General features: G+C 72.6%; 14 protein-coding genes. 8 read left to right on the top strand and 6 right to left on the bottom strand.

All coding sequences use genetic code 11. The features are described from left to right. The first annotated feature begins 67 nt into the window (after positions 1-67). Positions 68-418 (top strand): MerR family DNA-binding protein, encoded by a 351-nt coding sequence (locus ACWD5D_RS25620; RefSeq protein WP_451375082.1) that lies wholly within the window; start codon positions 68-70, stop codon positions 416-418. A 181-nt stretch (positions 419-599) separates the two neighbouring features. After that, on the top strand, positions 600-1,247 hold the full coding sequence (locus tag ACWD5D_RS25615; RefSeq protein WP_451375081.1) for a PadR family transcriptional regulator: 648 nt from the start codon (positions 600-602) through the stop codon (positions 1,245-1,247). Positions 1,248-1,349: 102 nt separating this feature from the next. Here ACWD5D_RS25615 and ACWD5D_RS25610 read toward each other — a convergent pair whose 3' ends face one another. Continuing rightward, a complete protein-coding gene (locus tag ACWD5D_RS25610; protein ID WP_451375080.1) occupies positions 1,350-1,778 on the bottom strand; it encodes a type II toxin-antitoxin system Rv0910 family toxin in 429 nt (142 codons plus the stop codon). Positions 1,779-1,901: 123 nt separating this feature from the next. Then, the gene (locus tag ACWD5D_RS25605) at positions 1,902-2,099 is read right to left on the bottom strand and encodes a hypothetical protein (RefSeq protein ID WP_451375085.1); all 198 of its coding nucleotides are present in this window, start codon (positions 2,097-2,099) and stop codon (positions 1,902-1,904) included. Positions 2,100-2,299: 200 nt separating this feature from the next. Between ACWD5D_RS25605 and ACWD5D_RS25600 the strand changes: the two genes are divergently transcribed. The 3 genes from ACWD5D_RS25600 to ACWD5D_RS25590 all read left to right on the top strand — a co-directional run bounded on the left by ACWD5D_RS25600 (position 2,300) and on the right by ACWD5D_RS25590 (position 5,305). Next, entirely contained in the window at positions 2,300-2,890 is a 591-nt protein-coding gene (locus ACWD5D_RS25600) for a Clp protease N-terminal domain-containing protein (RefSeq protein WP_451375079.1), read from the top strand. A 273-nt stretch (positions 2,891-3,163) separates the two neighbouring features. Continuing rightward, a complete protein-coding gene (locus ACWD5D_RS25595) occupies positions 3,164-4,168 on the top strand; it encodes an EamA family transporter (protein WP_451375078.1) in 1,005 nt (334 codons plus the stop codon). 192 nt (positions 4,169-4,360) lie between these two features. Then, on the top strand, positions 4,361-5,305 hold the full coding sequence (locus ACWD5D_RS25590) for a DMT family transporter (protein ID WP_451375077.1): 945 nt from the start codon (positions 4,361-4,363) through the stop codon (positions 5,303-5,305). Between the two features lie 9 nt (positions 5,306-5,314). Here ACWD5D_RS25590 and ACWD5D_RS25585 read toward each other — a convergent pair whose 3' ends face one another. Then, positions 5,315-6,001, bottom strand: a complete 687-nt coding sequence (locus ACWD5D_RS25585) for a pyridoxamine 5'-phosphate oxidase family protein (protein ID WP_451375076.1) — start codon at positions 5,999-6,001, stop codon at positions 5,315-5,317. A 50-nt stretch (positions 6,002-6,051) separates the two neighbouring features. Between ACWD5D_RS25585 and ACWD5D_RS25580 the strand changes: the two genes are divergently transcribed. Next, positions 6,052-7,383 carry an aminotransferase class I/II-fold pyridoxal phosphate-dependent enzyme gene (locus ACWD5D_RS25580; protein ID WP_451375075.1) on the top strand — a complete coding sequence of 444 codons (1,332 nt, stop codon included), beginning with the start codon at positions 6,052-6,054 and terminating at the stop codon, positions 7,381-7,383. Between the two features lie 289 nt (positions 7,384-7,672). Here the strand turns inward: ACWD5D_RS25580 and ACWD5D_RS25575 are convergent, their stop codons facing one another. Beyond that, complete coding sequence (locus ACWD5D_RS25575) at positions 7,673-8,602, bottom strand: DMT family transporter (protein ID WP_451375074.1); 930 nt, start codon at positions 8,600-8,602, stop codon at positions 7,673-7,675. A gap of 74 nt (positions 8,603-8,676) precedes the next feature. On the opposite strand from ACWD5D_RS25575, the gene ACWD5D_RS25570 reads away from it, so the two are divergent. Then, positions 8,677-9,579, top strand: coding sequence for a LysR family transcriptional regulator (locus ACWD5D_RS25570; RefSeq protein WP_451375073.1), 903 nt, complete (start codon positions 8,677-8,679; stop codon positions 9,577-9,579). A gap of 176 nt (positions 9,580-9,755) precedes the next feature. On the opposite strand, the gene ACWD5D_RS25565 is transcribed toward ACWD5D_RS25570, so the two are convergent. Further along, positions 9,756-10,223 carry a pyridoxamine 5'-phosphate oxidase family protein gene (locus ACWD5D_RS25565; protein ID WP_451375072.1) on the bottom strand — a complete coding sequence of 156 codons (468 nt, stop codon included), beginning with the start codon at positions 10,221-10,223 and terminating at the stop codon, positions 9,756-9,758. Positions 10,224-10,382: 159 nt separating this feature from the next. Between ACWD5D_RS25565 and ACWD5D_RS25560 the strand changes: the two genes are divergently transcribed. Beyond that, a complete protein-coding gene (locus ACWD5D_RS25560; protein ID WP_451375071.1) occupies positions 10,383-11,027 on the top strand; it encodes a cysteine hydrolase in 645 nt (214 codons plus the stop codon). Between the two features lie 13 nt (positions 11,028-11,040). Here the strand turns inward: ACWD5D_RS25560 and ACWD5D_RS25555 are convergent, their stop codons facing one another. Continuing rightward, entirely contained in the window at positions 11,041-11,508 is a 468-nt protein-coding gene (locus ACWD5D_RS25555) for a Rieske (2Fe-2S) protein (protein WP_451375070.1), read from the bottom strand. Positions 11,509-11,685 lie beyond the last annotated feature (177 nt).

Here is an 11,685-nt window from a genome sequence, read left to right as displayed (position 1 = left end):
CTCAGCCCACCCCTCGCTCCGACGAACAGAACGATCATGCCGACCCCAGCAAGCCGACGCCGCCCGTTTGCTCATTTTCCAACGGAGTCCTTCAGCCGGGAGAGCACTTCAAGAGCGGATCGGGCTGATCGAGGGCAGACGGCTGCCCAATGGCTACCGCGACTTCGCGCCCGAGACGGTGATCTGGCTCCACTACGTCCGCACCGCGCAGCGCCTCGGCTTCACGCTCGCGGAGATCGCCCGGATCGGCGCAGACCTGCGCGAGGCCCCCGACAGCGCCGAGGTCCTGTCCGCACTGTTCGCGGAGAAGATCCGGATCATCGACCAGCGCATGGCCGAACTGGCCGCCCTCCGCGCCGACCTCACCTCCCGCGTCGGCACCGGATGCCCGCTGAAGGCGGCCGACCTGGCCGGCTGACCTGCACGGCCACCGGCTCGGCGACGCGCACCCCCGCTTCTCTCCTCCCTTCTCTACCTCCCGCCGTTTCCCCTCTTCGAGAAGGGGATTGTCACGCGATCGGTTCCGATATATCGTTGAGGTATCGCGTAAGACACGCGAGTAGTACGTGACAGTTCAGCGATGGAATGGAGTGATCGGGATGCGTAACCACGGATTCGAACGTGGACATGGTCAGGACGGCCCGGGTGGGCGCGGCCGGGGTGGTTTCGGTGGTTTCGGTGCGTTCGAGGGGCGCCGGGCCGCCTTCGGTCCCTTCGGGCCGGGTGGGCCGGGTGGGCCCGGGTTCGGCGGGCCGGGCTTCGGACCGGGTCCCTGGGGTCCTCGAGGGCGCGGTGGACCGAGGGGAAGGGCGCGGCGCGGTGATGTGCGGGCCTCGATCCTCGCCCTGCTCAAGGACCGGCCGATGCACGGCTACGAGATGATCCAGGAGATCGCCGAGCGCAGTGGCGGTGCGTGGCGGCCGAGCCCCGGCTCGGTCTACCCGACCCTGCAGCTGCTGGAGGACGAGGGTCTGATCGTCAGCGAGACCGAGGGTGGCAAGAAGCTGTTCGCCCTCACCGAGAGCGGTCGCAGTGCCGCCGAGGAGGGGCCGGACGCCCCCTGGGAGGAGGCCTCGCGCGGGGTCGACTGGGAGGCCCTCGGCGAGATCCGCCAGGCCGGCTTCGGTCTGATGGAGGCCTTCGGGCAGGTCTGGAAGACCGGTACCAAGGAGCAGCGCGACAAGGCGCTGGCCGTCATCAACGACGCCCGCAAGAAGCTGTACCTCATCCTCGCCGACGAGGATTGACGAGGATCGAGGAGGATCGAGGTCGTACGGCGCGAGCGTCGAGGCCGTACGGCCGGGAAGGCGCCCCGTGGAGTTCGGCGGGGCGCCTTCCCGTGTCCCGGCTCAGGTGACCAGGCCGCCCAGTTTGCGCAGTGACTCGTTCAGGGCCGCCGTCGCCGAGTCCTTGAGCTTGCCCGCCATCAGCGACACCGCTGCGCCGGTGAACTCACCGTCGATGCGGACCGACGTGGCGTCGCCGTCGGGGGTGAGCGTGTAGCGGGTGGCGACGGTCACCGCCATCGGGCCCTTGCCCCGGATCGCGAACACCCGGGCCGGCTCCAGCTCCTCGATGGTCCAGTCGACCTCCGCCGGAAAGCCCATCAGCTTCATGTTCTCCTGGAACGTCCCGCCCACCGCCAGATTCTCGGGACCGCCCGCGGGGAAGCTGGTATGGGTCGCGTTCCACTCCCCGTACGACGGCCAGTCGGTGAGCTGGGTCCACACCTTCTCGGCCGGCGCCTCGATGCGTGCCTCCGCGCTGACTTCGGCCATGAGACCACCCCTTCGTATCGGGCTACGGTGTCGCGGAACGTAGCCGCAGGGCGTCGAACATTCAATACTGATGAACCGTCAGGAATGCTGTGCGGTCGGGTCGCCGGGCGGATGGGGTGGGTGTCACACCCCGACGCGACGTATCACCGCCACGTCGAACAGGTCCCACGCGCGCGGGAAGGCGCTCTCGTCGTGGCGGTGCCACGCCTCCCAGAACAGATCGGCGAGCAGTGGGTCCTCCGGGGCGTACACCCGGTACACGTACTGCTTGCCGTCGATCGCCGGCAGGGCCACCAGCCAGCACTCGCATCCGTCCGCCACACTGATGAGGGACGTGTGCGGACGCGCACGCGGTTGCGTTCGCGGCGCTTGGCAAGGCGGCGCGCGATCCTGGGGGAGATTCCGGCCTGATCTCCTCCTCAAGGATGAGATTCCGGTCGGGGATGTCCACTCTGTGTGGGACGCGCAAATGGTTCCCCTCGCGGATGTGAAGGCCCGTCGGGGTTGATGGGGTAGAGGATGTGCAACCCCGTATAGCCCACCAGCCCGCCCGTGACGAGGGCGGCCCGCGTGCGGACGACCGCGCGGACGACGCTGCCGGGCTCAGTGCCGAGCTGGCGGCGGTGGTCGCCGGTGCCCGCCGCCGTGCCGTGCGGGACGGGGACCGCCAGATCGACACCGCCCATCTGCTCCACTCGCTTCTGGAGTCCGATCCCCAGGTCCGTGCGGCCGTCGGCACCTCGGCCCAACTCGCCCGCCTGCTCGGCTACCTCGTGCAGCGCAGCATCGGCTACGGCCTGCGCTGGCAGAGCGGCGTCGAGGGCTCCGGAGCAGTCGCCGTCGTCCCCCGTCCCGCCCGCCACGGCGGCGAGTCCAAGGACACCGGGGGCTGGTCGCCCGTCGCGGCGGCCGCGATGGGGGACGCCCGCCACCGCGCCCGGCACCGCGGTGAGCACCAGGCCACCGGCACCGATCTGCTCGCCGCGCTCGTCGCGGACCCGCAGTCGCGCGCCGTCGAGGTCCTCGAACGGGCCGGCATCTCCACACCCGCCCTTCGCGCCGTGGCCCCGTCCGGCACGGGGGAGTTCGCTGACGACGGGGCGCCCTGCTGACGGCGGGGCGCCCTCTGAGGCAGGGCTGAGCCGGCTGTCCGCCGGGCCGTCCACGGCGTGGACGGGGCGACTTCGCAGTCGGGCACCGCCCGGACCGGGCACCGCTCGGACCGGGCACCCTATGGACCCCGCGCCGTCCAGGACCAGGCTGTGTACCGTCCGCAGCGCGCCCGCCTGACGCGCCCCCGTCCCCGGTGCGGCCCGCCGCCCTCCCGTCCATCCCCTGAGACAGGTGTCAAGGGAAGTGACGCTCATGTCATCGCCTGTCATCATGTGCCCGTGCATATGTCTGAGAGCAGTCAGGGCAGCCGCGGCAAGGGCGTCGGGCTCGGCCTGGCGCTGGTGTCGGCGCTGGCCTTCGGCGGGTCGGGAGTGGCGGCGAAGCCGCTGATAGAAGCGGGACTGGAGCCGCTCCACGTGGTGTGGTTGCGGGTGGCGGGCGCCGCCGTGGTCATGCTGCCCCTGGCCGTGAAGCACCGTTCCCTGGTGCGTCGCCGCCCGGCTCTGCTCGCCGGGTTCGGACTGCTCGCCGTCGCCGGTGTCCAGGCCTGCTACTTCGCCGCGATCTCCCGGATACCCGTCGGTGTGGCGCTGCTCCTGGAGTACTTCGCGCCCGCGCTGGTGCTCGGCTGGGTGCGGTTCGTGCAGCGCCGGCCGGTGACACGGGCCGCCGCGCTCGGCGTGGTCCTCGCGGCCGGCGGACTCGCCTGTGTCGTGGAGGTGTGGAAGGGGCTGAGCTTCGACGCGCTGGGCCTCCTGCTCGCGTTCTGTGCCGCCTGCTGCCAGGTCGGCTACTTCGTCCTGTCCGACCAGGGCAGCGACGCGGGTGACGAGGCGCCGGACCCGCTCGGCGTGATCGCCTACGGGCTGCTGGTCGGCGCCGTCGTGCTCACCGTCGTCTCCCGTCCCTGGAGCATGGACTGGTCGGTGCTGGCGGGCTCCGCGCACATGAACGGCACCGCGGTCCCGGCGCTCGCGCTGATCCTCTGGATCGTCCTCGTCGCCACGGTCGTCGCGTACGTCACCGGCGTGCTGTCGGTACGCAGGCTGTCCCCGCAGGTCGCGGGTGTCGTCGCCTGCCTGGAGGCGGTCATCGCGACCGTGCTGGCCTGGGTGCTGCTCGGCGAGCACCTCTCGGCGCCCCAGGTCGCGGGCGGCGCGGTCGTCCTCGTCGGCGCCTTCATCGCACAGTCCTCGGCGCCGGCCAAGGGTTCCCCGGAACCCGTCGCGGCCGGTGGAGCGGAGCGCGAGTTGTCCGCACGCGGCACGGCCGCCTAGGGTGCTGACCATGCCGTCGACGCTCGTTCTTCCGCCCCCGGCCGCCTGAGGCGGGCCTCCGGGAGTCCACGCCCAGCGCTGTCCGGCGCAGGGCGGGACGGTGCTGCCCGCAGATGAAGTCCACGCGCCCCGCCGAGCGGGTCGCCCTTCCACTTCCGCACTTCCTCAGTGCGCTTCTGCGGAGAAATCCTCGTGTCGAACGCTGTCTCCGGCCTGCCCGTCGGGCGTGGCCTGCTCTACCTGATCGTCACCGGTGCCACCTGGGGAACCGCGGGCGCCGCCGCCTCCCTGGTCTACCGGGCGGGCGACATGGGCCCCTTCACCCTCTCCTTCTGGCGCTGCGCCGTCGGCCTCGTCCTGCTGCTCGCCGGCCGTCTGCTGCGCCGCCCGGCCCGTCCGGCCACGGCCGAACCGCTGCGCCGCCGGGTCGCGAAGGCCGTCGCCACCGGTATCGGTCTCGCGGTGTTCCAGACGGCCTACTTCGCGGCCGTGGAGTCGACCGGGCTGGCCGTGGCCACCGTGGTCACGCTCGGCGCGGGCCCCGTCCTCATCGCGCTCGGCGCACGGCTGACCCTGGGGGAGCGGCTGGGCGCGGGCGGCGTCCTCGCGGTCGCCGGGGCGCTCGCCGGGCTGGTCGTGCTGACCTTCGGCGGCTCGGCCGCCACGGTCCGTCCGGCCGGCGTGCTCTTCGCGCTCGTGGCGGCGGCCGGCTACAGCGCGATGACCCTGCTGACCCGGTGGTGGGGCCGCGACGGCGGCGTGGACGCCTCCGACACCACGATCTGGGCCTTCGGCGTCACCGCCCTGTTCCTGCTCCCGCTCGCCCTGGGCGAGGGGCTGTTCCCGCACACCGACCACCCCGTGCGGCTGCTGGCGCTGCTTCTCTACATCGCGTCCGTGCCGACGGCCCTCGCCTACGCCCTGTACTTCGCGGGCGCCGCGGTCGTACGGTCCGCGACCGTCTCCGTGATCATGTTGCTGGAGCCGGTGACCGCGGCCGTGCTCGCGGTCGGTCTGCTCGGTGAGCGCCTCACGACGGCCACCGTGACCGGCACCCTGCTCATGCTCGGCGCCGTCGCCGGACTCGCGGTGAGCGAGGCCCGCGGGGCAGGGCGCCGGGAGCCGGTCTCCGTGTGACCGTGCCCCCTACGCCAGCGCCTTCACGTAGTCCGGGAGTTCGACGCCGGGCGTCAGATCGGCGTTGGCGACGGGGGTGTCATGGGCCGTGCGGAGCGGGACGACGCCGGCCCAGTGCGGCAGGGAGAGGTCCTCGGGCTCGTCGAGCGCGCCTCCGGTGCGGGTCTTCGCCGAGACCTCCTCGAGGTCGAGGCGGATCACCGCGGTGGCGGCCAGTTCCTTCTTGTTGGCGGGCCGGGAGTCGGCGGCCCGGCCCGGTACGACCTGGTCCACCAGGGCGTCCAGGGCCTGCCGCCGCTCCTCTGGGTCGGTGACGTCGTGGGCGATGCCGTGCACCACCACGGAGCGGTAGTTGACCGAGTGGTGGAAGGCGGAGCGGGCCAGCACCAGCCCGTCGACGTGCGTGACCGTCAGGCACACCTTCAGGCCCGGGTCGCCCTGGCCCGCCATCAGCAGCGGGCGCGAACCGGTGGACCCGTGGACGTAGAGCCGCTCGCCGACGCGGGCGTACAGCGTCGGCAGCACCACCGGTGCGCCGTCGCGGACGAACCCGAGGTGGCAGACGTAGCCCTCGTCGAGTATCGCGTGCACCAGTTCCTTGTCGTACGACGCCTTCTGTGCGGCCCGGGTCGGCACGGTGCGGTCGGTCGGTGTGTACGCGGCGGACTGCGCCGGCACCTTCTCGGTCCCCTGCATGACGGCCCCTCCATGGACGATCTCTATTGCACTAGTGCATAATTGTCTTTGTGCTAGGAGAATACCCGATTCATGGACGTGGCGCAGCGGAGATCGCGGCCAGCGTCGAGCGCGCGGTCGGCACCGGAGAGCTGGAGCCGGGCCAACCGCTGCCTCCCATGCGGGAGTTGGCGACCCGGCTCGGGGTGAACCCCAACACGGTCGCGGCCGCCTATCGCACCCTGCGCGAACGTGGGGTGATCGAGACCGCCGGGCGTCGCGGCAGCCGGGTCAGGCCCAAGCCGGCCACGACGGGGCGCGAGGAACTGCGCGTGGAGGTGCCCGCCGGGGTGCGGGACCTGTCGACCGGCAACCCCGACCCCGCCCTCCTGCCGAGCCTCGCCGAGGCCTTCGCCGCCTCGGCGGCACGGGCGGACCGGGCGCCGGTCCTGTACGGCGCCGACCCCATCGACCCGGACCTGGCCCGGATCGCCCGTGCCGAACTCGACGCCGACGGCGTCCCGGACGGTCCGCTGACCGTCACCTCGGGCTGCCTTGACGCCGTCGAGCGCGTTCTCGCGGCCCACCTCAGACCGGGCGACGCGGTCGCCGTCGAGGACCCGGGCTGGGGCAGCGTGCTGGATCTGGTCCCCGCGCTCGGACTGCGCCCGGTCCCCGTGGGGCTGGACGACGACGGCCCGCTCCCCGACGATCTGCGCCGCGCCCTTCAGGCCGGGGCGCGCGCCCTGATCGTCACCGACCGCGCGCAGAACCCGACCGGCGCCTCGGTGAGCGCGACGCGCGCGCGTGCCCTGCGCGCGGTCCTGCGTGAGCACCCCGGGACCGTGCTGATCGAGGACGACCACGGCCACGCCAACGTCGATATCCCGCTGCACCCCCTGGCGGGAGCCACCCGGCACTGGGCCCTGATCCGCTCCGCCTCCAAGGCCTACGGTCCCGACCTGCGTGTCGCCGTCCTCACCGGCGACTCCGTCACGGTCGACCGGGTGCGCGGCCGCCAGCGGCTCGGACCGGGCTGGGTGAGTCTCCTGCTCCAGCGCGCCGTGGCCCGGCTGTGGGCCGACGGCGCGGTGGACACGGTCGCGGTGGCGGCGGCGTACGGGACACGACGGCGGGCCCTGATCGACGCGCTCGCGGAGCGCGGAGTCACGGCCTACGGCCACAGCGGCATGAACGTCTGGGTCCCGGTCCCCGACGAGACGGCCGCGGTCGCCCGTCTGCTGCAGTCGGGGTGGGGCGTGGCTCCCGGGTCCCGCTTCCGCATCGACACCCCACCGGGCATCCGCATCACGATCTCGCCCGTCACGGACCAGGACATCGCGCCCCTGGCGGAGGCGGTGGCGGCGGCGGTACGCCCGTCCCCGGACCGTTCCTACCGCTGAGGGAGCGGAGCCGAAGCGAGACCGGACGCGCACGGGTGAGAGGCCGTGGCGCACCGGGCCGAGTGGGCGTGGCCGACCGAGGTGGCACGGCGCCGCGATCCGTGTGCGTCCGGTCCCGCCGCGTGGGCGTGATGAGCCGCGCGGCACCCGCCCGCGCGCCGTCCCCGCCGCGTGGGCTTGACGAGCCGCGCGGCACTCGCACGCGCCGTCCCCGTCGCAGCCCCCGCGGGTGCCCGCCGCCCGCCCCCGCAGGCGCCTTTCGTGTCCTTGGGCGTGCCCGTCTCGCCCCTCAGTCCTTCTTCCTGACCTGGGTGAGTGCGGCCCCCGCGAGCACGATCACCGCGCCCACCGGCGTGGTCCAGCGCAGCGACTCCCCGAGGATCGCCACGCCCGCCGCCGTGGCGATGACCGGGATGAAGTACGTGACCATCTGTGCGGTGGTGGGGCCGACTTCGGCGACCAGCCCGTACTGGACGAGCACCGCGAGCCCGGTCCCGAGGGCGCCCAGCGCGGCGATCGCGAGCAGCGGGACGAGCGGGAAGCGGGCGGGGAAGGAGGTGAACAGCGGAGTCACCACGGCGAGTTGGACCGTCGCGAGAAGCAACTGCGCGCCGGTCATGGACAGATGTGAGTTGCCGGACCCGGCCAGCGTGCGGCGCACGTAGATCCACCCGACCGGATAGCTGAGCGACGCCAGCAGCGCCATCGCCGTACCCGTGGCGTCCAGCCCGTGGAAGCCCTGCCACGCGCCGAGGACCGTGAGGACACCGAGGAAGCCCAGGCCGAGGCCGGCGACGCGCACCCGGGTCGGCCGGTCCTCGGAGAGGGCGACCAGGCTCAGGGCCATGCCCCACAGCGGCGAGGTGGCGTTGCAGATGCCGGCCAGCGTGGACGGGATGGTCAGCTCGGAGTAGGCGAAGAGGGAGAACGGCAGGGCGTTCAGGAAGAACGCGGCGACCGCCATGTGCCCCCACAGGCGTGCCCCGCGCGGCAGCCGCTCCCGCTTCACGGCCATCGCCGCGGCCAGTACCGCCGTACCGAACACCAGTCGCCCCAGGGTGACCTGGAAGGGCGCGTATCCCTCGGTGCCGACCTTGATCAGCAGGAAGCTGAAGCCCCAGATCAGGGACAGGATGCCGAAGCGGATCCGCCAGTCGGGACGGGCGCGGGGGCGGGCCGGGGCGGGGGCTTGGGTACGGGGTGCGGTGACCGTGCTCATGCGGTCAACGATGATGCATGCAACCTCGTAGCACAACCGAGAATTCTCGCCCAGTACCTCGTAGGATCGCTTACATGTTGAACCTCGAGCGCCTGCGCACCCTGGACGCCCTCGCCCGGCACGGCTCGGTCAGCGCCGCCGCCGACGCGCTGCACGTCACCACGTCCGCGGTCTCGCAGCAGCTGGGCAAACTGGAGCGGGAGGTGGGCCAGCAGCTCCTCGCCAAGAACGGCCGGGGTGTGCGGCTCACGGACGCCGGACGGCTGCTGTCCGAGCATGCGGCCCGCATCCTCTCCCAGGTGGAGCTGGCCCAGTCCGACCTGGAGGCGCAACGGGGCCAGGTCGTCGGCGAACTCCGCGTCGCGGCGTTCCCGACCGCCGCCCGCGGACTGTTCCCGGCCGCGCTCTCCGCCCTGCGCGTCCAGCACCCGGGCCTGCGCGTGCGCTCCAGCGAACTGGAACCCGAGCAGGGCATCGCCGGGGTCGTGCGCGGCGACCTCGATCTCGCGGTCGTCCTCGACTGGTACAACAAGCCGATGCCCGTGCCCGACGGCCTGGTCAAGGCCCCGCTGCTGGACGACCCGGCGGAGGTCGCCCTGCCGCTCGGGCACCGGTTCGCCGACCGCGACGAGGTGGACCTCACCGAGTTCGCGGAGGACGAGTGGATCACCTGGGGCGAGGGCGAGTTCTGTCACGAGTGGCTCATGTTCACGCTGCGCTCGAAGGGCATCGAACCGATCGTCGGCCATCGCGCCGGTGAGACCCACACCCAACTCGTGCTGGTGGCCTCCGGACTGGGGGTGTGCATCGCCCCGTTGCTGGGCCGCGCCCCGATGCCCCCGGGTGTGGTCCTCGTGCCGCTCAAGCAGCGGGTGCGCCGGCACGTCTACGTCGTCTGGCGCGCGGACGCCGACCGCCGTCCCTCGATCCGCGCCGCGGTCGAGGCGCTGCGGGTGTCGGCGCAGCGGCTCGGCTGAGTGCCGGGACGTGCCGCCGGTGCCGCCCGCGCGCCTCGGTCCGGGGCGCGCGGAGCGGACGAGCGATGAACGACACGGGGGACGTCCGCGTTCGCCGACGACGCCCCTCGGGTCATCCCGGGGGCGTCCCCGCAGTGCCCGACGGGCCTCGCCGGAGCGCTGCGGGGTGGCCGGAGTCAGCCGCCCAGCTTGCGGAAGTCCCAGGAGACGATCTTCTGCGGGGTCAGCCGGGCCCAGGCGTGCCGGCCGTCGTGCGGCATCTCGTCCATGTCGAAGTTCTTGCGGGCGAACAGCGCCTCGGGCGCGTCGAGTTCGGCGCACAGTTCGCCGGTGCGCGGTGCCTCGCCGACGAACTCCACCCGCCCGGACAGCTCGACCCCGCGCAACTGGCCGTACTCCTCGCCGGAGTCGACCACCACCGCCACCCGGGGATCACGGCGCAGTTGCGCCCAACGCGCGCTGCGCACCACCGAGTACAGCCACAGCGAGGTGCCGTCCCAGGTGAACCACAGCGCGCTGACGTGCGGCGCGCCGTCCGCCGAGACGGTCGCGACCCGGCAGGTGCGCTGCGCGGCGAGGAACGCGTCCAGCTCGCCGGGCGTCATCATGATCTTCCGGCCCCTGCGCTGCTGAGTGACGGTCATGCGGATCCCTCTTCTCCCACGTCGCGCCAGAGACGTCCGTACCGCGTCGATCCTCTGACATCACGTCAGAAAAGGGAATGGGGCGCGGTCCCCTCGCCTTCCCCTTCCACGCCGGTATGACTACGCTCGCCGCCCCGCACCCCGGTGAACGGAGGCGCCATGCCGTCGTACGAAGAACTCGGGGACCTCCTCGAGCCCGCCGGCACCGTCCTGCTCACCGTGGAGTGCCAGCAGGGGGTGGTCGGGCCGCAGAGCGCGCTGCCCGAACTCGCGCAACAGGCCCGCTCCTCCGGCGTCCTGGCCAACGTGGCACGGCTGGTCGCCGCCGCGCACGAGTGCGGGGTGCAGGTGATCCACGCCGTCGCCGAGCGCCGCCCGGACGGCCGGGGCGCCGGCCGCAACGCCCGTCTGTTCCGGGCCGCCGAACGGCTCCCCGTCCAGCAGTTGACCGGCACCACCGCGGTTCGCGTGGCGCGCCCCATCGAGGTCACCGAGGAGGATCTCGTCGTACGACGCCTGCACGGCCTGTCCCCGATCCAGGGCACCGAGGTCGACGCCCTGCTGCGCAACCTCGGCTGCCGCACCCTGATCGTCACCGGGGTCTCGGTCAACGTGGCCGTCCCCAACGCGGTGTTCGACGCCGTCAACCGGGGCTACACCGCCGTCGTCCCGGCGGACGCCGTCGCCGGGGTGCCCGCCGACTACGTCCCCGCGATGATCCGCAACACGCTCGCGCTGGTCGCGACGGTCACGACCACGGACGAGATCCTCGGATGCTTCGAGCGGCCACCCGGGCGAGCGTGAGGCGGATCAGGCGTCAGGCCAGCTTGATCTCGTCGCCGGAGACGGTGATCTTCTCGGCGGGCAGCGGCTGGGTCGCGGGCCCCTTCTTCACGCTGCCGTCCGCGACCGAGAACTCGCTGTGGTGACAGGGGCAGGTGATCACGCCGTTCGTGATGCCGCTCACCGCGCACCCCTGGTGGGTGCACTTCGACGAGAAGGCCTTGTAGGTGCCGGCCGTCGGCTGCGTGACCACCACGCCCTGGTCCGCGAGGATCTTGCCCCCGCCCTCCGGGATGTCGGAGGTCTTGGCGAGCGTCGTGCCGGACGCGGCGGCCCCGGAGCCCTTCGAGTCGTCGCCCGATCCGCAGGCGGTCAGCGCGACGGCGAGCCCGGCCGCCCCGGCGGCAGCTATGACCGTACGGCGAGCCGGTCCCGTGGAACGGCCTTCCCGCTCGGGCGTGGCCGGGAGCCCGGGGGAGGGCTGGGGCGATGCGCTGGTCATGTGGAATCCCTTCCGCAGAGTCGTATGCGATCCACCGAGAGGTGATTCACGCACAGGTGATCCACCAAGGGGTACGGTTCGCGGGCCCGGGCCGTTCAGACGGGACCTGGAAGCGGCGCGGACGAGACCGGATCAGTGGCGGCCCGGGTGCACGGAGACGTCGTGCCGGTACGGACA

Source organism: Streptomyces sp. NPDC002520 (genome assembly GCF_053595235.1).
Note: the sequence above shows the minus strand (reverse complement) of the source record. Positions and strands in the feature narration are given on the sequence as shown.